Below are 24,389 nucleotides of genomic sequence, written 5' to 3'. Positions count from 1 at the left end.
TGCCACTTATCTAATGGGAGATATTAGCAACTGCTGTGCCTTTAGATCAACTCCTATACCGAACCCGGAAATTTCCTCCCCGCGACTGATAGTCGCCCGGAAATCCCGCAATGCGCTTCTGGCATTGCGCTGGGTGAGCGCATCGATATTCTGATAGCGCCCGGTTCTATTGGCGGCGTCGGTCAGAATCTCCTCGACAAAACCGGTGAAGTTTTGCTGTCGTCTCGATAAGTTACCAATCTGGCCGACCTTTGAGGCTTTGACTTCAAAAAACTGCAACACGCCGTCGCTGTTTCTGGCGACAATATCAATGCCGTTATTGCTTCTGTTTTGTACGGCGAATATATCCGTGAAGTCATTTTGCCTGAGGAAGCGCTCTGCAATCTCCTCGCCAAAGGCTCCGGTCTGCCTCGTCGTGAGTCCGGACACATTCACATTGTCCAGAACATCAAACAGATCGTCACTTTGCCGCAATGCAGGGGTTAAAACGTTGTCGGCGGTCCGTACAATAGGATTGCGCAGTCTGATCGCATCCAGCGGCAGACCGCTGTTGAGCCTGCCGGCCAGGGCTGCCCTGTCGATAAACACCGGCAACCGCCTGAACGCCAGTTCACCTGAACGCAGTCCCCTGACGGTCCGGCGCGCACCGGTCGCCAGATTTTCGGCGGCGCGGAATGCCTTGGTAGCGACGCTCGCGGCCTTACCGGCACCCAGTGAAGCAATATCGACAGCCAGTAGCGCCCCTTCGAGAATCAACTCTGTCTGCGCATCTGAGCGCAAATCAGCCGGCGCATCCTCGTCAAAGGAAAAGTCGATCGCCTGGTCGATACGGTTTACCTCCGAGGCGATGAACACACCCGTGGCCTGCCCCTCGATAGATTGCCCAATTGCACTCAGGGCGAATGATGCCTGTAATCGTTCAAAGAAACTGCCCTCGCGGACCTGTTCCAACAACTCTGCCTGCAGATCAACCGTACGACTGAACTCAGCTTCCTGCCGACGCAGGAAGTCGTCGGTGGACGATTCTGCCAGACGCACCTGTATCGTGTTGAATGTCGATTGGTTAAAGGCGACGGTGGTATCGATCAGTCCGCCCCCGGCCTCCACAGCGATATCGATGGCATCCACAATCAACGCCACCTGCAGAGCATCAGCTCGCTTGCCGATATCGAACAGCACCGCCTGTTTGGCTTCTTCAGGCGTCACCCCCTCGGGAATAAAGGCCAAGCGCCGCTGGGTACCGTCCTCGAAGTCAAAGGCGAAGGAGGCCTCCAACTCGGCCAGGAAAGTATTGGCATCGCCGAGCGACAGCGCCGGCACTTCAATGGGCACCGACGGTGCTCCTGGTCCGACTGAAGGAAGATACCGAGTCACTGAGGTCAGTTCAAAACCCAGCGCTTCGGCAACCTGGGAGAATTCTCCCGATATCTCGACCTTACCAGCCTCGGCATCGAAACCCCGCTCCACATCGGCTCTCAAATCCTGGAGTTCTTCTTCGGTGAGAATAAGCGCTTTGCGGCGATTATCTCTCAGCTCTTCAAGTGGCGTGCTCGTCAAGATATCAACCTCGGCCTGCTTTTCGGCCAAGAAGTTTTGCAACGCCTGGTCCAGCAGCTCTTCCTCGGTGAGCGCCACCTCAGTCGGAGGCACTACGGCGCCGGCATCCAGCCCGCCGAGACCGAGCGGGTCGAGGCGGCTGACAATACTGTCCTCCAACCGCCCGGCGGCGAGAGACTCCTGCAAGCCGGCGCTGGCATCGGTCTCGTATCGATCAACCGTCGCCTGGCTCACGTCAATACCCGAGTCCGGCGCGATAAGAATCAACTCCTCCCCGGGCGGCAGGTTGCGCGCGTCGAGATCGGGGTTCAACTGCATCAGAATCTGTGTCTGGCGTTGAATCTCCGCATTGGTGGGATTCAGCCCCAGGGCCTCGAATTGCCCCTTGGCTATGGTCCAGAAAGTGTCCTCCGGCTCTATGCGCCGTATGGACGTGGGGTCCGTTACCTGATCGCCGTCGGCATCTTCAAGCGTGGTCAGCACCGGGGTGTCCTCGGGGCTGCCCGGCGGGGGTGAAATATCATCGCTGGAGGCCGCCGCCGGCGCTGTTAATTTATCGGGATCGGCCTCGGTACCCACCGCCGTCATCGGCTCATTGGCCGCCGGTGTATTGTTTCTGGCGGCGCGCGCATCGGCCCTCTGCTGGCGGGCGTTGGCCAGGGTTTCCCGCGTCAGCTCCGCCTGGCCGGTAACGGCAACGATCTGCCGGCCGATAAATGAACCCACCTCATTGCCGATGGCATTGGCGATATAGTCGATACCCGCATCCTTGTCGAACGATGCCAGGGCGCCACCGGCCGCCAGGTTGATCAGGCTCTGCGTATCTGCCAGACCCAGCCTCGCAAAGACTGTGTCACCGCCAAAGGATTTACCGTCGGCGGCATAGGCGGCGCTGAGCGTGCTGCTGATGGCATTGGTCCAGTCGGTGGCACTCAGCTCGCCGTTATTGCGAAGCGCCGACTCGGTAAGCTCGACCCAAGGCGTGATAAAACTCAGGGCTTCATCGCTGACAAAACCCGCCAGTTCAATAGTGGCGCCGTCGACATTGACGCCGCTGTTGGTCGAGCCCAGAGCGGCGGTCGCCAAACTGGTCCAGGAGGTGATCTTACCGTTTTCGATAAGTTGCTTACTGGCCGCCGATGCCACCTTCAGCGCCGATGCGGCAGCTTTGGCAAAGCGGAGGTTGGCGATCGCACCGACGCTCTGCGCAAAGGCGACCCCCTGGGCCGCCCCCGACAGGGCACCGCTGACAGCGCCCGCGGCAACCGAGCGCCAGCTAAATTCATCCTGGTAATTGAGGGCGATAAAAAGCCCCTGCTGCACTATCGACGCAGCCGCCCCGACAATCGCCCCGGCCAGGGCAAAAGCCGCAACCTGCGCGCCGAGGGACGCCGAGGCAGCCGCGGCGGCGCCGCCCAAAAAGGCCGTCGCCAGACCGGCCGTCGCAATGATGGCAACCACGGCAATCACGACGATGATGATAATGGCCAGGAAGCCGCCGCAGCCGCCGTCCTGCGGGTCCGATTTCAGGTTCGGCAGGGTGGAGCCGATAATTTCGCCCTCGTCATAGACGACGTGGGTATCTGCCGTCAGGCGCCCGGTCTCCACCGTGTTGGGGATCACCAGCCGCTGTCCCTCACGCAGCGCCTCCCCCGGCTGGATGCCGTTGGCTTCGGCCAGCACAAACCAGAGACTCGGGTTGCCGTAGACTACCGCCGCAATGGACTGCAGGGTATCACCCGCGGCTGCGGTTACCGAGGTAACGGTGGTATCCGGGAAATCCTCGCCCAACGGCTGCACAAGATTGTAGCGCCCCGTATCCAGCAGGGTTTCGCTGGCGGCATCTTCAGTCTGGCCGGTCTGCCCCACCGGGTTGCCGTTGGCGTAGGCAAATTCCGTATCGAGAACCACATTGTCTTTGCCGGTCTCGTTGGAGCGAAAAAGAATTTGATTGTCGGTGTTGTAGACGAAGTGCAAAATCTCGTTACTATCCTGGTTGTCACCCTCACCTTTATCGGTCTCCACCAGGTTATCGTTTTCATCGTAGCGGTTTGTCGTACGGCCACCCACGTCCTTGCCGCGGGCATTGATGCGAGTCTCCAAACCTGCAGCGTTGTAAAAGTGGTCGAAATAAAAGGTATCGCCGTCATCGACCAGTTTGGTGCGGGTAACCCGGCCGCTTTTATCCAGCGTCAGCGTAGTCTGCTGGCCGTCGTCATTGGTGAAGAAATTGCGGTTGTTTTCAAAGTACTGTTTGGTAATGACCTTATCGACCGAGCCGTTACTGTCAAAAGTGCGAAACCGGGTGACATTGCCGACATTGTCATACTGCCAGTCGGCACTGGTGTTGCCGCCGCTTTCGGCGCGGATCACCCGGCCATTGGCATCGTAGAAGTAGTCGGTAAGCACACCCCGGCTGTTGACCATGATCCGGTTGCCGGCGGCGTCGTAGCTGTACTGCATGTCGAGCTCACCGCGCTGGGTCATTTGGGTAACGCGGTTATTGCCGTCATAGCTGTAGACATGGTCGACGAAGAGAGTCCCGGCACCGAGCCCTTCGCCATCCGGGTCGTAACCGGGGTCGGTAAACGCCCGGTGCAGGTTGCCGGCGCCATCCCATTCGTAATTGGTTTGCATACCGGTGACGCTGTCGGCCCAGCGCACCATCTGGCCGACGGCGTCGTAGGCGTGGGTCACGTTGCGATTGTGGGCATTGCCGGGGGTGGTTACCACTTCGTTGAGCCGATTGCCGGCCACATCGTAGCGGTAGGCGGTGCTGACACCGGTGCCCAGGTCGTTCACGGTCAACTGGCGGCCGGCATCGTCGTAGCTCCTCCTGATATCCTTGCCGCTCGAGGGGTTCCACTCCCGAATAAGGCGGCCCTGCTGATCGTACTCGAAGAAAGTGACGCGGCCGGCCGGGTCGACTCTCTGCAACAGGCGGCCGAAGGCGCCGTAAATATTGCTGGTGATGCGGCCCTCGGCATCTATAGTGGCCACCTCGTTGCCGTAGGCGTCATACTGGCTGCTATCGCGCACAGTCTGGCCGTTTTGGAAAGTGATCGTATCTACCACCCGCCCGAGACCGTCCCAAACCTGTTCCGTGCGGTGGTTATTGGCGTCTATGGTTACCGTTCGATTGTCGCGACCGTCGTACGCGTATGTGGTCGTCTGCCCGAGACCGTCGGTCGCGGCTACCAAGCGGTCCCGTTGATCGTACGCCATGGTAACGGTTTGATTCAAAGCATTGGTAACGGCCGTGCGGCGGCCGAAGACATCGTAGGCAAAGGCGGTGGAATTTCCCTCGCCGTCGATTACTTGTATTTGATTGCCCACGGTATCGTAGAACTTGTATTGGGTATTACCCAGTGCGTCGATTTCCGCGGTGTTGCGTCCGAGCCGGTCGTAGCGAAAGGTGGTGGTGTTAAACAGTTGATCGGTCTCGGTCAGTTGGCTGCCCAACGCATTCCAGGTGCGGGAGGTGGTGCCGCCCCGGGGATCGATCTCCGCCACCACCCGATCCTGCACGTCGTACACAAAACGGGTGACGGCGCGCTGCGGCGCAACCTGCCCGTCGACCTGTGCGGGCGCGGCAAACCTGGCGACCTCGCGGTTGCGGCCGTCAAAGGCGGTAAAGGTTGCGATAGCATTAGCCGCCCCCTCCTCACCAAAACTGTAAGTCGCGACCACATTGCCGTTGGCGTCGACACCCAGCTCTCGCCAAACGCCGTTTTCGGCATTGGTGGCAATACGGTTATTGAGCGCATCGTAGCGGTTTTCGGTAAAGTAACCGGCATTGCGACCATCGACGGCGATACTGTCGCCGAGGTTACCGGTCGCCACCGGCGCCAGCACCAGGTTGTTCAACGCACCGGAAACCGGCCCACTGTAGAGGCCGGGATCGACGACAATGGTATCATCGGCCGCCAAGGTAATTTCACCCGCGGTCTCGCTGGCGGTTATGACAACAGAATTGCCCTCCACCGTGATGTCGGCAACGGCGGTATCGGCGCGCAACCAGTCGACGATGACCTCATTGCCGTTGTTGTCGAGATAAAAGATTTTGAGATCGTAGGCACCGGCCTCCAACAGCGGCAAGGTGGCTGTGTAAGTAGAACCGGCGGCGACCATGACCTCCTGGTTGGCAAACTCGGTACCACTGCCGGCGGCACGCCAGGCCAGGCGCAGATCGCCGTTGACAGCGGCGGCCTCAGCCGCTGCCAGTTCGGCGGCAATCGCCAGATCAAATCCCAGTGTGGTCACCGTCGGCGGGGTGGTGCTTTCATCGGTCTCGGTGATCTCCGTCGAGGTGACAGAGGTGGTGTGGCTCTCGGCCACTGCAGTGCCGTAGAAAGCGCTGTAGCCGAGCGTCGCTCCCGCCGTCGGCAGGTCGAGGGCGGCAACCAGGCGCTCGCCCTCGCGACTTGCCGCCACCCTGACACCGTCGACAATCACCACTTGGGCATCATCGACGCCGGCGGGCACGGTCCAACTGGCACTGCGTTCGATACCGGTCACCAACCCGCTGCCGACCGTCACCTCAAAAGTATCTAATATCAAATCCTCAGTTTCGCCGACAGCGCGCAGGGTAACGGTATAGCTACCCGCCGGCAGCGGGCTTTCGCTGCCCAGCACCAGGCCAAACGTGGAAAAGCCGAGCCCGCTGTCAACGCCTTCAACACTGGCGCTGCCACTGATCGCGGGATCGTCGATGCCGCGCCAGGTTGCCGCCAGGCCGAGCAGCCCCGCCGCCGTGCCCGCCGGCACCACCGTGTCGACATTCACCTGATAAAACGTATCCGGACCCGATACCACGGCAGTTTCACTGAGGGTGGAACTGATCCCCACATGATCGCCCAACGCTTCGAAAGGCAACTCCTCACTGACAAACGCGGCGCCCGAGCCGTCTTCCCAACTGATGCGATAAAACAACTCCTGCGGGTTGGTGACCCCGTTCAGGGAAGCGCGGAAGTTACCGCCACCCAGATCCACCAGAGCAACCGGCGTGTCGGTGCTGCCGCTCATACCGAAAAACAGTGTCGGCGCCGCCACAGCGGCGTCAAACCGGACGTCGATATCCAGGGCGTCGGGCCCGGTTTGAGTCACCGCCACATCGGTAATACGCGGCGCGATAGTCACCCGTTGTTCCGCCGTCCAGGTCAGGCTGCCGGCCGCATCCTGGGTGACGACACGAAAGAAAACACTGTCGCCGGGATTCAGGCCGTCGGTGGCTATGGCCGCCGAACCGCTGGTACTGAACCAGGTGCCGAGCACCGGGGTCTGGTTGGCGTAGCTGTCGAGATCGATATGGCTGACGGTGTCGTAGACAACGTAAGACTGTACTCTGGCATCGACCGGCAGCTCCCAGCCCACTGTCAGCGCCTCGCCCAGGGTGACACGGGTATCCAGCGCCGGCGCCGGAATACTGTCGAGTTGACCGGTAAACGCAAATATCTGGTTGCCGGCAGCATCGTAATCATAGATGGTGCCGCTCGCATCGGGGCTGACAGACTTAATCAGGTTGCCGACACCATCGTAGCTGAACTGCTGGACAAAGCCGTCGGCATCGACCGCCCGCGTGCGATTGCCGTTGGCATCATAGCCGAACTGTTGCACCAGGTCGTCGCCACTGCCGGGTCCCATCAACTCCGTTTCCGAAGACAAGCGGTTCAAAGCATCGTAAAGTCGGTTGAGTTGTTGATCGTTGCTGTTGTTACCGACCAGGACGTTAAAGTTGGTGCTGCCGGAAAGTGTCGCCAGGTCGACACCGGCCGCCACCGGGTTAAACAGTCGCTTGGCCAGCGTCTGGTTGCCGTTGGCATCGTAACCGAACAGGTTGACTACACGATTGCCGTCGATAATAGCGACCTGGCGGTTGAGTGCATCGTAGTAGGTATATTCTGTAAACGCCTGGGCCGATCCCGCCGCCAGTGTCCGCGACAACTGGTTGCCGACGCCGTCGTAGGTAAACTGCGTCAGTACCCGTTCCTCGGTGGTGGTCAGCGTCGCCGGGTCGAAAACCTCCACCGACGGCGACAACTCCCCGATCAGACGGCTGGCCGTATCATAGGAGCGGTTGGTCTGGTAGACCTCACCACCCGGGGGAGCCGGCCGGTTGTCGGGGCCCAGCGCAGCCGTATCCAAAGGCTGCGTGTATATCCGTTGTTCGACGACATTGTCCTGGGCGTCGTAATCAAATTCGGTCAGGTACCCCTCGGCGTCGACCTGCGCCACCAGGCGATCTTTGACGTCATAGTAGGCCAGCGTGCGGTTGCCGTTGCGATCGAACGCCTCGACCTGGTTGCCGAACGCGTCATAGCTAAAGCGCTCTTCCGGTTGCACGGTTGCGGTCACGGCAGTGGGGCTGTCGGTGTCGGTGCCGGTCAGGGTGGTGACCTCAACCGCCGGCAGCAAAATACGGGTCAACCTGCCGTTTAAATCATATTCCCGGGCAGTGCTGCGGGACTCGCCCGCCGGCGGCGCCGGACGCGTCTGCGGATCGGGTGCGGCGCCGGCCAGCCTGGTCATATAGAGCGTTTCGCCGGTTATCTCTCCGGCCGCATTGTAGCTAAACTCCCTCAACACGCCGTCACCATTGATCTCGGCGACGATCCGATCATTGCTGTCGAAGTAGCGGGTAGAGACAAAGCCCTCGGCGTCGGTGACCTGCACCTCGTTGCCGACCGCGTCGTAGACCCGGGTAATGGCCGGGCGCAGGTTCTCAGAACCGCCGTCTATGGTGTACTTCACAATGGCGGGGGCAATCTGCTGAATCACCCGGTTATTCCCGTCGTACACAAAATCCGTAACCTGGCCGTTGGCGTCGGTCAGTGACACCTGGTTGCCGACGGCATCGTAAGCGAAAAGGGTATCGTTGCCGAGAGCATCGATCTGGCGAACGGCCCTGTTGTTCAGGTCGTACTCAGTCAGGGTTGCGTCGCCATTCGGGTTGGTGTTGACCACTGCGTTGCCGACCAGATCATAGTCGGTGGTTTGCACGAGATTCAAACCCGCGGGATCGAACACCTCCCGCACCAAACGATTATTCAGATCGTATTCAAAAACCGTAAGGCGCACAGCGTTGGGATCGCTGCTGTTGGTGATGGTTTCACTGACTCTGTTGTTAGCGCCGTCGTAGCCAAAAGCCGTGACAGTACCGTCGACATCGATGAAGGTGGCGAGGCGGTTATTCAGGTCATAGCTATAGAGCAACTCTCGGGGGGCATCGGTGTTGGAGAACTTCACCTCCCGCAACAGGTTACCCGCCGCATCGTACTCGAAGCCGGTAGTGCTGCCATCGGCCTCGATACGCTCAATCACTTGCCCCTTGCCATCGAAAGTCGAGGTAAAGGTGCGATCGCCGGCAGCCGTAGGTGGCGCTGGCGCCACAAAGTCGTCAACCGGACCGACAAACCGCGTCATAAAAATGGTTTCGTTCACCCGATTGCCGGCAGCGTCATAGCCAAAGTGGTTAACGTAACTCTCGGCGTCCAATATTCCGACCAGGTTGTTGCTGCCGTCAAAATAAAACCGCGCGACCCGGCCTTCGGCATCGGTGACTTTGATGCGATTGCCCGCGGCATCGTATTCAAATTCAGTGCGGTTTTCCTCGGCGTCAATCTCCGCACGCAAACGATTATTCAGATCGTATTCCATACGCGTGATGCGTTCATCGCCAGTGCCTGCCGCAGCTCTCATCAATGTTTGATTACCGGCGGCGTCATAGGCATATTCGGTGCGCACGCCGTAAGGGTCTGTAGCCGCCGCCAAACGGCCGTTGGCGTCATACTCGAAGGTGCGGTTTATCCACACTTGTGTCAGACCGTCATCGCTTTGCAGCAGCGCCTCTGCCGTGCGGTTGCCCGCCGCATCGTAACTGTTGCGGCTTATCCCGCCCTCGGGGGACCGGGTTTCCAGCAATCGGTTGGCGAGATCATAGCTGAAGGTGGTGATGCGCGGCTCGGTATTGGCCGCCTCTGTCAGACGGATTCGATTGCCGACGGCGTCGTAGGCGTAGGTGGTGATATTACCTTCGCCATCAGTGACGCTCAGCAGTCGGTCGGCGGCATCGAAAGCAAACCGGTTGACTTGCGGGAAGGCCCGCGCCGCTTTGTCGGCACTATAATCCGCATCGCCGGGTTGCGGCAGGTAAAGCCCGTGATCCACCCGCGTCTGGTTGCCGAAAGCATCGTAATCGATAAGAGTGCTAAAGCCCTCCGGGTCGGTAATCACCGTTTGACGATCGAGCAAGTCATAACGGTAGTGGCTGGTGCGGGCATCGCTGCCGTCGCCGAAAGACTGGGTGGTACTGAGGATATTACCGCGCAGGTCGTAGCTGTTGGTCGTCAGTATGTCGCCGGCTGACAAACTCGAGACTAGTCTTCCCAAAGCGTCAAACACATTGGTCTGCAAACCGCCCCTGGTATCAATAATCTGTGTCTGGTTGCCGAGAACATCGTAGGTATATTGGGTCACCCCTCCCAGCGGGTCCGTGACCTGAACCAGGCGATTGTCGAGGTCATACGCATAGAATGTGTGGCGCTGCTCGCCGGCAATGCCGACCGCCTGAATGGTCTCCACTTTGTTGCCAACACCATCGTAGCGATACTCAACGCGCACACCTTCGCCGTCAACTGCGGCAACCAGACGGTTGTCACGATCGAATTCGAAGGTGTTGATACGCTGTTCGGCAAGCCCCGGGGCAAGGGTCAGGCCAATGCGATTGCCGGCGCCGTCATAGGCCGACTCCGTGCGTTCACCCTCGCCGTTGACTTCGGCTGTGCGGCGGTTGTTACGGTCGTACTCGAACAGTTCAATGCGCTGTTCGGCAAGCCCCGCAGCCTTGGTCGCACTGACAACATTGCCGTTGGCATCATAGGCAAACGTGGAAACCGTACCGATCGCATCGGTTTCGCTGACGACCCGATTGTTGCCATCGTAGACAAAGGCCGTCAACCGCTCCTGCGGCGTTCCAAACGCCTCGCGTCGTTCAAGCACGTTGCCGTTGCCGTCGAGCGTGAAATGAACAACCGAGCCCAGGGCATCGACCGAATCGGTCAGACGGTCGGCCAGATCAAACACAAATTCTGAGCGGCGCTGGTCGTCCGTCCCGACCGCCTCTATGGTTGCCGTGCGATTGCTCCTGGCATCGTACTCGAAGTCGGTGTTTACCCCGGCGGCCGTAGTGCTGCGCACCAGGCGATCCACCGCGTCGTAACTGAACTGCTCGAGGCGTCCGGCATCGCCGGACACCGGTGCGGGCAGACCGGTAGCGGGCACAGCGACAGGTTCATCAAACACCGCAATACTCAAACGGTTACCCTCGCTGTCATAGCTAAACTGCGTTAGATAACCCTCGGCACTGAGGCGGGCGATTTCCCGGTTCACCGCATCGAAGTAACTGTAACCTACGGCTATATCCGTCCCGGCCAGATCCCGGTACTGCCGAGTTTGCAGTTTATTGCCGGCGGCATCATAGACAAATTCTGTACGAAAGCCCTCCGCATCGATACGGACCGTCACCCGATTTAACAGGTCGTATTCAAAACGCGTAACCTGGTCGCTGCCACCGATCACCGGCACCGGCGCCACTGACGGGTCGATCGGCAACGGCAGCGGTTGCATATATAATGTCTGAGTGACGATATTGCCGTTGGCGTCGTAGTCAAACGCAGTGACATAACCCGCGCGGTCAATCGCGAAAGTCACCTGGTTGTTATCGTTGTAAAACTTGACCTCGGGGTTGCCGTTACGATCGGTAATCTCGGTGCGGTTGCCAACCCCATCGTAGCCATAGGTGATTGTGCCGCCCTCGGCGTCACTGAAGGCGACCAGGCGGTTGTTGAGGTCGTAAGCAAACACCGTGCTGTTGCCATTACCGTCGGTCTCCGCCAGCTGGTTGTCTGCCTTGTCATAAGCCAGGGTCCTGCGCGTATTGCCGAGTCCATCCACCTCCCGAACCAGGCGGTTATTGAGGTCATAATCAAAGGTCTCAACGGCCGCCGCCGCGGTATTGGCCGCGCGAATGATAGTGGTTCTATTACCTACCAGGTCATAGCCATAGTGCGTTTCAACCCCATCGGCCGCCGTAAGTACGGTAAGCTGGTTAGTCAGGTTATAGGCAAACAGAGTCTCTCGACCGAGCGAATCGGTCTCCTTCGCCAGGTTGCCGACACCGTCGTAACTGAACTGGTAAACAGCGCCATCGGCCTCGATCCGTGTCGCCAGCTGCCCGTTGCCGTCATAGGTAAACCGGGTTTCCCTGTCCTGTGGTGAAGTGGGTGGCTGCGGCGGCACGAAATCATCGGCAACACCGCTAAAAACGCCGAAAAACTCCCTTTGCAACAAACGGTTACCGGCCGAGTCATACTCGGATTCAACCACATAGCCGCCGGCGTTGAGCCGGCTGACCAGCCGGCTGTCCGCATCAAAGTAAAACCGGGTGATCGAACCGCGAGGGTCGGTTACCCGAATCCGGTTGCCAAGCGTATCGTAGGCGAACTCAGTGCGATTGCCCTCGCCATCGATCTCAGCGGTGATGCGGTTGTTCAGGTCGTACTCAAACCGTGTTGTACGCTGGTCGGCAGTGCCCGCCGCCGACCGCACCAGCAGTTGGTTCCCTACGGCATCGTACTCGTATTCAGCACGATTGCCCTCGCCGTCAACGCGCTCTACGACGCGGCCATTGTTATCGTAGCCAAAACCCGTGTCGATCCAGACCTGATTACCGAGGCCGTCGTCACTTTGTAACACCGACTTTTGCACCAGTTGGCCCAGGGCATCGTATTGATTGCGCGTAATACCGCCTTCGGGATTTACGGACTCGATCAGGCGGTTGGCCAGATCAAAGGAAAAACGACTCAGCCGGTCACCGCTGACATTGGCCCCGTCGATCACGCTGGTTCGATTGCCCACGGCGTCGTAGCCAAAAACAGTTTCCGTACCTCTGGCATCAGTGAACTTCACCAGGCGGTCGACCGCATCGTACTGGGAGACCGTGGTCTGCGGAAACGCCAGGGCGGCCCTGGCTGCCTCGTAATCCGGATCGGCGGCCGATAGCAGGTACAAACCACTGGTTACCTGAATCTGATTGTCAAAAACGTCGTAGGCGATTTCAGTGCTGTAACCGTTGGCATCGGTGACGGTGATCTGGCGATCCAGCAAGTCGTAGTCGAACACGGTTACCCGCAGATCGCTGCCATCGACAAACGACAGCGCACTGCTGACCAGGTTATCGCGCAGATCATAGGCGTTTTCCGTCAAGATACCACCGGCACTGCGACTGCTGAGCAGGCGGCCAATAGCGTCGAATGCATTGATCTGTACGCCGCCGTTCTCGTCCACCACCCGGATTTGGCTGCCCAACACATCGTATTCAAACGCCTTGATACCGCCCAGGGGGTCGGTGGCCTGCACCAGGCGGTTATCCAAATCGTAAGCCCTGAGAAAACGGCGCTCTTCACTCGGCACACCAACAGCTTCGATCAGCTCGATTTGATTGCCGGCCCCATCGTAGCGAAATTCACTGCGCACACCTTCGGCGTCAACCTGCGCTGTCTGGCGATTGTCCCGATCGTATTCAAAGACGGTAACTCGTTGTTCGGCAAGGCCGGGCGCCTGGATCAGGCGGATGCGATTGCCGGCACCGTCATATTCGCTCTCGTCGCGCTCCCCCTCTCCATTTACTGTGGCAATCTGGCGATTGTTTTTATCGTATTCGCGGGTTTCAGTGCGCGCCTCAGGCAGACCGCTCGCCCGTGTCATGGCGACCTGGTTGCCGTTGCCGTCGTAGACCATTAACGTGGTAACACCGATGGCATTGGTCTGGCTGATAAGCCTGTTGTTACCGTCGTAAGCGAAAGCCGTGAGACGCTCCTGCCCTGTGCCGAAAGCATCGCGACGTTCAATAACATTACCGTTGCCATCGAGTATCAAACGGGTGACCGTGCCCAGGGCGTCGATAGTGTCGGTCAGTCGATCGGCGCCGTCGTAGGCAAATTCCGTGCGCCGCTGATCGAGGGTATCCGCAGCATCAATAACGGCTGTGCGATTGCCCCGCTTGTCGTACTCGAAATCTGTATTCACACCTAAAGCACTGACGCTGCGCACCTGTCGGTTCACCGCGTCGAACATAAACGCTTCCTCGCGCCCGCTATCGCCGGGCTGCGGCGTCGGTGTCGCGCTGCCGGGCGCGGCGACACGCTGCTCGTAGGTAACCCGGCGAATAAGGTTACCGACGGCATCGTAGCCAAACTCGCTCAGGTAACCTTCGGCGCTGGTCTCGGCTATGCGGCGGTTGACATCGTCAAAGTAGGTGCGGGTGACAGCAATATCGGTGCCGGCCAGATCACGGAACTGGCGCAACTCCAACCGATTGCCTATCGCGTCGTAAGCAAACTCCGTGCGAAAGCCTTCAGCGTCGATACGGGCGGTGATACGGTTCAGGCGATCATACTCGAGTGTGACCGTCTGATCATTGGCACTGAGCGGCGGCGACGGTTCAAGCGCCGGGTCCAACGGCAGCGCGAGCGCTGTCATATGCAAAGTCTCGCGGATCACATTGCCGTTATTGTCGTAGGCAAAGGAACGGGCATAGCCCTCGGCGTCGACGGACAAACTGATTTCATCGTTGGCATTGTAGTAGGTGGTAGTGGCGTTGCCGCGGCCGTCGATGACCTGAATACGGTTGCCGTTGCCGTCGTAGGCCAACTGCACCAGGTTACCTTCCGGGTCCTCGATAAGTGTTACCTGGTTGTTGGCATCATGGGTAAACAGGGTGGTGTTGCCATTGGGGTCAGTGACCCGTGTCTGGTTGTCGTTTTCGTCGTAAAGGAAGGTGGTGATATTTCCCGCACCGTCCGTTTGACTGATGAGGCGGTCATCCAGGTCATAGAGAAAGATTTCGGTCACTGCATCGGCGGTATTGGCAGCCCGGGTTATAGAAATCTGATTGCCCACCTCGTCGTAGGCAAAGTGCGTCTCCACACTATCTGCAGCGATGCGGCGAATAAGCCTGTCATTGGCATCGTAGACAAGTTCCGTGATGCGCCCCAGGGGGTCGGTTTCCTGCAGGCGGTTGCCGACCGCGTCATAGACAAATTGAATGGTCTGGTTTTCCGCATCGGTAATGCGGATCGTGCGATTCAGGGCGTCAAACTCGGTGGTGGTGGCATTGCCATTGGCATCCGTGCTGACAACCGTGTTGTATACCCGATCATAATCGGCCTCGGTAATGCCGCCCTCGGCGTCGATAACACGACGCAAATTATTTTCAGCGTCGTATTCAAAAATCGTGATTGCTTCATCTGCCGTGCCCGCGGCGGTACGCTGCTCGATACGATTTCCGCGCTGGTCGTAACTGAATGTAACGACGCGGCCCTCGGCATCGGTGGCCTCAATCTGGCGGTTGCCCGGGTCGTAGCTAAACCGTGTGATGCCGCCGCGCCTGTCAACCGAAGTGATTCTATTGCCCACACCATCGTATTCAAATGTGGTCTCGAAACTGAGCGGATCGATAATCTTGATATTGCGGTTCAGGGCGTCGTAGAGAAACTGGGTAGAATTGCCCCGGCCGTCAACAGCGCGCACACGGTTACCCACGGCATCGTATTCAAAGCTTTGGCGGTGAGCCAAGGGGTCGGTCTGGGCGATCACCCTGTTGTTCAAATCGTATTCGAAGGTGTTGGTGCGATCCTCGACAGTGCCGAATGCTCGGGTTTCCGCGGTTAAATTGCGAAAATCGTCATAGGTTCGCGCAGTTACCACGCCCAGGGGATCGGTAATACTGACAACCTCATCGACACTGTCATAGGCCCAGGTCGTTACGCGCCCCTCTTCGTCAATCTGTGCCACCCGGTTGCCGTTGCCGTCGTAGCGTATTTGCGCTTGCCCGCCGAGGGCGTCTGTCTGCTGGACAATCCGGTTTAGGGCGTCAAACTGAAAAGCGATGGTGCGCCCGAGATTGTCTGTCGCAGCAATCTGGTTGCCGACCCGATCGTAGCTAAACCGCTGGGTGTAGAGATCGCGCAGCGCCTGCTGGTCGGCGGGGGCCAGGTCCGCCACCAGGGCGGCAAATCCCAGCTCCTGGCGCAGATCTTGATAAAGGGTAGCGTCACTCTCAGCCAAGGCATTACCGACGCCGTCTACCTGGGCGATAACCTGGTTGAACTGATCGTAGATATAGCGGGTAATCTGTGCCTCATCGACATTATTGATGGTGATCTCTTTACCGGGATTGGGTGCACTGCCGGTAATGGCCCGCACCTCGATTTCATCGATGTATACGTCGTCGCCGTTGCTGCTGGCATCGGCCATAAAGCGGACCCGCGCATCAGCGGCAAAGTTATAGTCATCACTGGAGACAGTAACGAGCGCATGCTTGAACTCATTGTTTTCGAAGTCTCTGCCGCGGGCAAAAGTGGCTACTGTCTGCCAGGTGCTGCCGTCCCACAACTGCACAAAGAAATCTTCATTGTTCTCCATACTTACCGCGTGGTACCAGAAATCGATCTCCAGCGTGGCAAAGCCGGTGATGTCGTAACTGCCGGCGTGGAAGAACGAGGAGGCGACACCACTGTTATCCTGTATATTGGCCGCGTTGTTGCCCTGGTGCGCAAAGGTGCCGCCGGTGTACAGTTGCATATCACCACCGCCGTCGACATAGTTGCCGAGGCCGCTCTCGAAATCGTCGTAGCTGAGGATAACCTGGGTCGGTTCGGGGGGCGGCGGTGGTTCAGTGACGGTCACATCAGCGCCGATAATAACGGCAGTCCTATTGTCGCGGGTATCGTATTGAAAAACGGTTTTTATACCGTTGGGGTCTTCCACCACCAACAGTTTATTGCTCTGGTCAAACGTAAAGCGGGTGCTGCTACCGTTCTCATCGATAGTTTCAATTTCATTGCCGTTGGCATCAAAGATATGATCGATGGTGTAGCGCACCGGCGCCTGCGTCACCGGGTCGATCACCTCGGCAAAAATCTCCCGTACCCGGCGGTTATTGCCGTCATACTCAAATTCGGTGATATTGCCGTTGGCATCGGTCACCGCGACGCGATTGCCCGGCGCATCATAGGCAAATTGCGTGACATTGCCTTCAGCATCGGTCTGCGTGACCAATTGATTCTCTTCGTCGTAAGTGAAACTCAGCACCTGCCGCAGACTCGGCGCCAACTGTACCCCGGCAGTGATTTGAATCTGGTTGTTGTTGGCATCGTAAACGATGCGGGTAATCTGTCCGTTGGGCTCGGTCTGCTGGCGAACCAGATTGTTTTGCGTATACAAAACCTCGGTGGTAAAACCGCGGTTGTTGGTGGCGCGAACCCGGTTGCCCTCACCGTCATAGGCAAACGTTGAGCTGTAACTGGTCGGCGTCGCGCCATCGGCGCCGACCACCTCCGCGGAGATGGCTTCGACCAACTCCCGGCGCGCATTAAATACAAACTCGGTGCGACGCCCCTCGGCATCGACCACTGCGGTCTGGTTGCCCACCACGTCGTACTCGAATTGCGTAAGCCGATCCTGGGCGGGATCGTTCTGCACAGGGTCGAGGGTGGCAATCAGATTGTTGTTGCGGTCAAACACCTGGGTAATGGTATTGCCGTTGGCATCGGTCACACTGATACGATTACCCACCGCGTCGTAAGTATTGAGGGTGGTATTGCCCACCGGGTCGGTGACCGACAGCAGGCGGTTATCCGCATCGTAGGTCAACGAGGTAACCCCACCATTGCCATCGATAAACTGAGTCAGGTTGCCATAGATGTCGAAGTCGCTGTGGGTAATATTGCCTTCGGCATCCACTGTGCGAATATTGTTGCCGAAGGCATCGTAGGTAAACTCCGTTACCTGTTGCTTGGCCGGATCGTTCAAGTCAGCGGCATCGAGGAAGACCGTGCGACGAATCTGGTTGCCGTTGGCGTCGTAATCGAAGCGGGTGATATCGCCACCCGGGTCGCGGCGCTCAACCAGGTTTTGGCCGGCGTCATAGTCAAAAAACGTTGTGTGCAAATCGAGTAGCGCCTGGCTATCGCCGGCACTTAAATCTGCCACCAGCGCTGCATAACCCAGCGCAATACGTTTCTCCTGGTACTGTTGTTCGTCACTGGTGACCAGCGCGTTGCCCAGCGCTGAGGTGGAACTCGACACTTTATTGAAGTCGGTGTAGGTAAACGTGGTGCGGTTATCGGCATTGTCGGTCGCCGACAGCAAATTGCCATCGTCATCGTAGGTGAAGTGGCTGGTAAAGGCCTCGAGCAGCGCCTGCTTCTCCGCAACAGAGAGTTCGGCAACCAGCTTGCCATTGCCCGCCACATCGACAAACCCCAACTCTTTCCTGAGTTCGCGGTAGTAACTGCTGTCGCTGGTGATTGCACCGTAGCCGTTGCGGTCGGTTACGGCGATTAGGTTATCGGAACCGTCGTATTGATAGGTGGTTTCAAATCCCTGTTGGTCGACCACCGAGGTCAGATAACCGTCGGCGCGGTAACTGTAGGTCAGGCTGTGGGCGTTGCGGATGGCATCCACCTGCGCCTGAAAACTCGGATCGCTGCCCGCCTGGGCGGTGCTGTAGGTGGCGTAGTAGCCGTTGGCGAGGCGCCAGGCGCTGAACTGCGCATCGTTGGAAAAGGCCCGGTTATTGCCCAGGGCATCCACCATGGTCGTGGTGCCGCCGCTGAAATGCGAATAGGGGTCCACAGAGTCTTCCGGCACACCGTTGCCGGGATACTCCTCTTCCTCGGCGCGGTCGTAGTGGCCAAAGAAGCGCCGCGCCGCTGTCGGGTCGTCCTGGAATTGAAAATTGTATTCAAACGTGGTGCTGCCACCCCCGGCATCGATAATCTCGCGCACCACCCAGGCCTTGCTGTCGGTATCGTCGATATCATCCTGGGAGCCGCTGTCCCATTCCAGACGCTCGTATTTGAGTTCGATCTCGCGCCGATCAAACGTCTGTGTCTGCCCGTCGACCACCTGTTGTTCGGGCAGTCGGATATTGGTAATCAGTCCCTCGTCGTTGTAGGTGTAGCGGGTGATATGCCCGAAGCGATCCGTTACTGCGACGATATCCTCATTGTCGTAGGCATATTGCACCAGGGTGGTATCGTTTTCATCGCGAATGCGCACCAGGCGGTCGGAATCATAACTGAAGCGCAGGATATGACCGCTGTCGTCGAGCACCCGCGACAGCAGGTCGTTACCGCCGTACTCGTAAGTCATATTGACGCCGTTGGGGTCGATGGTCTCGCGCAGCCGCCCCACCGCATCGAACGAGTAAGTCGTCTGGTCGGCGCGGGTGACGGTGTACCAGATGCGGTTATCGTCCCAATCATCGTCGTCGGGCACCAGTTCGCCGCGAGTCAGCTCCAGTGTCTCGTAGGCCCCGGCACCGTCGGTGGAGACCCACAGCCCCCGGTCCTGGTCGTAGAGGTATTCAAACTTGCTGCCGTCGCCGTAGGTAATCCAGAAATAGTTTTCGTCGATAGCCGGGTTTTCGTCTTCATCCGGCCGCGCCCACTCCAAAAAGACGCCGGTGGAGAAACGCCAGCGCGGATCGTCGACCTGGTGTTCGGGCGCATCCAGGCGGCTTTCTTCATTAGTGATGGTGCCGCGTGAGTTATAGGTCCTAACGAAGGTAAAGTCCTCACCGAAGCTTGGCAAAAAGATATCCTGTTGCTGGATCAGCAGGTTGCCGTTGGCGGCGTTGACGTAGATCTGCTCGCCCTGCCCCAGGTTACTGTTCTTGCTGCGATCGTTGCGATTAAGCACTGACAGCGAAGAATCCAGCAAACCCGCTTCATTCCCACTTACAATCACCGCCATGACTATTACCCTTCTCTAGCTAAAGTCGCTTAAATCAACATGGAAGGGGCATGATGCATGATATGAAATCGACGCGGCGGTTATAGAGGTTGATAACCACGCCAAGACAGCCCCCGCTTGCCTCAGGTTGAGTGGGTTATCCAGAACTGGCAGAGAGTGTTTAGTCCTGCAGCGATAAAAATGTCGAAACACATAAAAAGCGCCCTATTGGATGCATCGACAGGTATACTTTGCCAAAGAAAATGGGCCTGCCAGGACAGGCTCGCACCAGTCGCGGAAAACCTGTATGCGCGCTTACTTCGGTTAAATCAGTACGACATGTTGGAAGGGGACCACTCCCCTTGGCTAACTGGTGGGGGTGTAATCCGCAGAAATCGGCAAATGATGGAGATGTTTCTTGTGGTAACGCAGTCACTGTTGGTGGTGCGGCTAGCGGGTTGGGTGGCACCCTCCGGCAGAGGTCAGCTTAAGGCGGTGCCATTAGGACGCGAGCGCTATTCGTTGAATTCGGTAAGGCAGTGGTTATACTCCACCTTTTATCGAGAACACTGACGTTCAACCGGGAAGCCCTATGATTAAGTCCAATGCAGTCGTCAAAACAGTTCTGGTTTTCATCGTTGCAACCAGCCTGGTGCAGCCGTCGCTGGGCGAAGCACGCAAGCTTCGGGAAGTCGCAGCAAACGAAGTGGGCTTCTCCGCCGAGCGCCTGCAGCGCCTGGACAAATCGCTCGATACCTATGTAACTGACAACCGGCTGCCGGGTGGCGTGATGCTGGTGGCCCGGCAAGGGAAAGTGGCTTACTTTCGGGCATTCGGCTGGCGCGATAAGGAAGCTGAAACAGCGATGACAAAAGATGCAATATTTCGTATCGCGTCACAGACAAAAGCCATCACCAGTGTCGCCATCATGATGTTGCAGGAGCGCGGTGAGCTGTTAATCGGCGATCCGGTGGGAAAATACCTGCCGGAGTTCGCGCAGACCACAGTCGCCGCAGCCGACGATAAAGGCGGCTACAAAACAGTACCTGCAAATCGCGCCATCACCCTGCGCGATCTGCTGAGCCATACGGCCGGTATCGGCTACGGCTATGGGCCGGCTAAAGATAAATGGCAAAAAGCGGGACTGGCGACTTGGTATTTTTCCAATCGGGATGAGCCCGTGCGCGAAACCATCGCCCGCATCGCCGCGCTGCCGCAGGACAAACAACCCGGCGAGGCTTTCGTCTACGGTTACAATACCGATATTCTGGGCGCGGTTGTCGAAGTCGTTTCCGGCAAGCCGCTCGACCAGTTCTTTCGCGATGAGATTTTCGAGCCGTTGGGTATGAACGATACCCACTTCTACCTGCCACCTGCGAAAGCTGAGCGTCTGGCGGTAGTCTACGCGGCGACCGAAAACGGCATAGAGCGGGCCGCAAATCCCCACGGTAATTCGGACCCTACGTTTATCGGCCAGGGCCATCACCTGCAGGGACCGCGTAAAAGTTTCTCCGGCGGCGCGGGCCTGGTATCGACAGCGGCTGACTATGCGCAGTTCTTGCAAATGCTGCTCAACGGTGGCGAGTTGCAGAATGAACGCTTATTGAGCCGCAAGACCGTCGAACTAATGACCGCCAATCACCTCAGTGACAAACAATGGGTAGGGCCCGGCCTCAAGTTCGGCCTGGGTTTTTGGGTCCTCGGCGACCTGGGGCAGTTCGCGCGACCGGGCACACTGAAGAGCTATGGCTGGGGTGGTGCTTACCATTCAGTTTATTGGGTAGACCCCGAAGAGGATATGCTCGTGGTCTATATGACGCAGCTACTGCCCAGCGGAGAGATTGACGACCACGATAAAATTCGCGCACTGGTCTATCAGGCTGTTGAATAGCTCAGCCAGTTCGGCCCGCGTTAGGATAGTTCATACTTTTTGGGTGAGCTTTGTAAGCCCTATCCAGAGGTAGACCTACCCTCGGTATTTTTAATCAATATCGATCAAGGGAGAGTGGGAGTGGAATTCGATAAATTGTGCGAGTCCTCTTAAGTAAGTGCCATTATAAACTGTCACCGGAATTCAGAAAATTGAGAAAGGTATTGATATGACCGAAGCCAACGAAACGCTCCATCTCCGAATCCTCCGTCGATTTGATGTCTCACCAGAGGTTGTGTTCAATGCGTTTACGAACCCGGAATCGATGCAAATATGGTGGGGTAAAAATACAACGTTTGACATCAATCTGTCGGTCGGCGGTCGTTGGACAATCACTCGCAAAGAAGGGGAAACACTATACAAGGCGACCGGCGAGTATTTGGAAATCGAGAAACCTCATCGACTTCGGTATACGTATGGGATGCCACAATTCTCTCCGAACAGCGACATTATTTCCATTGATATTACTCCAGAAGGAGCTGGTTGTGTCGTCACATTTGTGCAAACCGGTGAGGATATAGCGAGCGAGTTGCGAGAGCTTCCGCCTGGCAGCATCTCTGCTAGTGAAGATGGCTGGCAACAAGGATTTGACTTGATGGTTGATGCCTGGGGAAAGTCCGCTTAACAAGTTTCTGCGCGTATTCCGGGGACAGTTAAAGTAACTTCTATTGTTTTGATAAAAAATGAAAATTGAGTTAAGTACACTGTCACTAATAGCAAATCTACAGGCTCGTTATGTAACTAGAAGGAGAAAGACATGTTAGAGTTACGGCCAAATTGTGAGTGTTGTGATAAAGACCTCCCTCCAGAGTCGAGGGAAGCTGTTATCTGTACATTTGAATGTACTTTTTGCAAAACATGCGCAGACAACATTTTAAAGATGGTCTGCCCAAATTGCGGTGGAAATCTGGTTGAACGACCCATTAGACCAAAAGAGCTGTTGGCGCATGCACCAGCATCAACCAAGCGTGTTTTAAAAGAAGAAGGCTGCGTTGCTGCAAATTGATAAAACGCGGAAGAGTCTTGTTTCGCAAGCTCATTAGGAATTAAAGACTAATGGATAACTGGGCCATCCATTCGGACACACTAAAAAGTGCGTACTCTTTACGGCGTCGTTATGCGAAGGTGGCAGCACCTCAATTTTTGTGAAGTTTGGAAAAATGGAATTATACGGTCTACGCAAAGCTCAACCTGATGAGCTGGAAACGCTAATCGCTATCGATGACGAAGCAAGCACGCTTTATACTAACGCCGGGCTTCATATTAGCTTTGCAAACAATCATCCATTTATTGTTGCAGAGTCAATCCGATGGGCCAGAGCAATCGAACAAGAACTCGCACATGTTGCGGTAAACGAACATAACCAACCAGTAGGGTTTGTTGTGTTCTGCTTAGTTGATGGTGAGCCTTACCTGGACCAAATCGCTGTGCATCCGGATAGAATGCGGCAGGGAGCTGGAACTGCACTACTGAAACTTGCGATAACCTGGAGCGGTGACCAGCCGCTTTGGCTGACGACTTACTCTCACCTATCTTGGAATAAACCGTATTATGAGCGTCATGACTTCGTTCAAATGCCAGAAAACGCATGTGGGCCTCAGCTCCGCGAAATACTCCGGGACCAGCGTTCGGTCCTTCCAGACCCGGATCAAAGAATCGCCATGGTAAACCGATCCACCTCGAATAATGCATAAAAAACGGGCGCATCGCCGCGCCGCTCGCGAACCTGTTGCCGGATCGCTCGCTTTGCGGCGTTGCGCTTCGCCTTGTGGGTCTTTTCGTGAACCCCGCCCTTGCGCATGATCGGATCACAGGCATAAGGGTTACGTCTTTTTTGCTTGGCCATATAACCTCCTGAGTTGTCAGCCTTTTACACAGACCACCTGTTTCAGTGTATGTACCACCTCCACCAGGTCTCTCTGGTTCTCCATCACCTGATCAATATCCTTATAAGCACCGGGAATTTCATCGATCACACCCTTGTCCTTACGGCATTCCACGCCTTGGGTCTGGGCCTCCATATCCCGGCGGCTAAACCGCCGCCGCGCCGCGCTGCGACTCATGCGCCGTCCGGCACCATGAGCGCAACTGCAAAGCGCATCGGCATTGCCTTTACCCCTGACAATATAGGATTTGGCTCCCATACTACCGGGAATAATCCCCAGCTCTCCCTTCCTGGCACTGATCGCACCCTTGCGGGTAACGTAGACATCGGCACCGAAGTGCGCCTCTTTCTGCACATAGTTGTGATGGCAGTTAATGGCTTCGCCGATGGCTGTAAACGGCGGCAACTGCAAAGCGATGGCCCGCACTACCAACCCCATCATTTCGCGCCGGTTCAACCCGGCGTAGCGCTGGGCCCAATCGACGGCTTCTATGTAGTCGTCAAAACACTCGCTGCCTTCGGTAAAGTAAGCCAAGTCCTTATCCGGAAGCTGCTGCTGATGCCGCGTCATGTCCTTGCGGGCCAACCGGATAAAGTGCCGGCCAATCGCATTGCCGATACCCCGACTGCCGGAGTGCAGCATAATCCAGACATAATCACTTTCATCGATACACACCTCGATAAAATGATTGCCGCTGCCAAGGGTTCCCATTTGCCTGACCCAGGTCTCCTGCGGCTGGCGCATCATCTTCAACAATACCGGATGCTTTTCAAACAGGTGATTCAACTCCGGCGCCAGGCGCTGGCAACTGCCCATACGGGCGGAAACCTTTTTGTGCGCACCGGCACCGACCGGCACGGCGCGCTCTATGGCCTCGCGCACGCCGCGCAGATTGTCGGGCAACTGCGACGCCCGCAGCGACAACCTCACCGCATTCATCCCACAGCCGATATCGACCCCGACCGCCGCCGGAATAATTGCCTCCCGGGTGGGAATCACCGAACCGACGGTGGCACCGATACCGGTGTGCACATCGGGCATGGCCGCCACATGCCCGTGGACAATGGGCAGGCCGGCAATGTTTTTCAGTTGTGTCAGCGCGGAGTTCTCGATATCACGGGTAAATATCTTTACCGGTTTGTGGCCGTCGCGCGCATTTTTATTGAGTTCCATTTGTACAGGCATAGCCTTTTCCTCTCTCACCAACAGGTAACGACACG

7 protein-coding genes are annotated in these 24,389 nt (G+C 57.3%); 4 read left to right on the top strand and 3 right to left on the bottom strand.

What is annotated here, in order from left to right:
* Positions 1-6 precede the first annotated feature (6 nt).
* On the bottom strand, positions 7-19,374 hold the full coding sequence (locus tag FKG94_RS22480) for a LysM peptidoglycan-binding domain-containing protein (protein ID WP_142929199.1): 19,368 nt from the start codon (positions 19,372-19,374) through the stop codon (positions 7-9).
* Positions 19,375-19,945: 571 nt separating this feature from the next.
* On the opposite strand from FKG94_RS22480, the gene FKG94_RS22475 reads away from it, so the two are divergent.
* The 4 genes from FKG94_RS22475 (at position 19,946) to FKG94_RS29625 (ending at position 22,977) form a co-directional block, all read left to right on the top strand.
* Positions 19,946-21,244 carry a serine hydrolase domain-containing protein gene (locus FKG94_RS22475; protein WP_142929198.1) on the top strand — a complete coding sequence of 433 codons (1,299 nt, stop codon included), beginning with the start codon at positions 19,946-19,948 and terminating at the stop codon, positions 21,242-21,244.
* A gap of 208 nt (positions 21,245-21,452) precedes the next feature.
* Positions 21,453-21,908, top strand: coding sequence for an SRPBCC family protein (locus tag FKG94_RS22470; protein ID WP_142929197.1), 456 nt, complete (start codon positions 21,453-21,455; stop codon positions 21,906-21,908).
* 132 nt (positions 21,909-22,040) lie between these two features.
* Positions 22,041-22,289, top strand: a complete 249-nt coding sequence (locus tag FKG94_RS22465) for a DUF1272 domain-containing protein (protein WP_142929196.1) — start codon at positions 22,041-22,043, stop codon at positions 22,287-22,289.
* 154 nt (positions 22,290-22,443) lie between these two features.
* Positions 22,444-22,977, top strand: a complete 534-nt coding sequence (locus FKG94_RS29625; RefSeq protein ID WP_142929195.1) for a GNAT family N-acetyltransferase — start codon at positions 22,444-22,446, stop codon at positions 22,975-22,977.
* Here FKG94_RS29625 and FKG94_RS22455 read toward each other — a convergent pair.
* A complete protein-coding gene (locus tag FKG94_RS22455; protein ID WP_142929194.1) occupies positions 22,932-23,129 on the bottom strand; it encodes a hypothetical protein in 198 nt (65 codons plus the stop codon). The two genes, FKG94_RS29625 and FKG94_RS22455, sit on opposite strands and share 46 nt — an antisense overlap.
* Before the next feature lie 16 nt (positions 23,130-23,145).
* Positions 23,146-24,354 (bottom strand): RtcB family protein, encoded by a 1,209-nt coding sequence (locus FKG94_RS22450; RefSeq protein WP_142929193.1) that lies wholly within the window; start codon positions 24,352-24,354, stop codon positions 23,146-23,148.
* Positions 24,355-24,389 lie beyond the last annotated feature (35 nt).

Origin of the sequence: Exilibacterium tricleocarpae (assembly GCF_007004655.1) — a bacterium.
Lineage (GTDB): Bacteria > Pseudomonadota > Gammaproteobacteria > Pseudomonadales > Cellvibrionaceae > Exilibacterium > Exilibacterium tricleocarpae.
The sequence above is the reverse complement of the archived record's forward strand: the minus strand, read 5'-3'. Positions and strand labels throughout refer to the sequence as shown.

Coding starts and splice junctions, on each gene's coding strand:
- FKG94_RS22475 (WP_142929198.1), top strand. CDS start 19,946: ATGATTAAGTCCAATGCAGTCGTCAAAACAGTTCTGGTTTTCATCGTT.
- FKG94_RS22465 (WP_142929196.1), top strand. CDS start 22,041: ATGTTAGAGTTACGGCCAAATTGTGAGTGTTGTGATAAAGACCTCCCT.
- FKG94_RS22455 (WP_142929194.1), bottom strand. CDS start 23,129: ATGGCCAAGCAAAAAAGACGTAACCCTTATGCCTGTGATCCGATCATG.
- FKG94_RS22450 (WP_142929193.1), bottom strand. CDS start 24,354: ATGCCTGTACAAATGGAACTCAATAAAAATGCGCGCGACGGCCACAAA.
- FKG94_RS22480 (WP_142929199.1), bottom strand. CDS start 19,374: ATGGCGGTGATTGTAAGTGGGAATGAAGCGGGTTTGCTGGATTCTTCG.
- FKG94_RS22470 (WP_142929197.1), top strand. CDS start 21,453: ATGACCGAAGCCAACGAAACGCTCCATCTCCGAATCCTCCGTCGATTT.
- FKG94_RS29625 (WP_142929195.1), top strand. CDS start 22,444: ATGGAATTATACGGTCTACGCAAAGCTCAACCTGATGAGCTGGAAACG.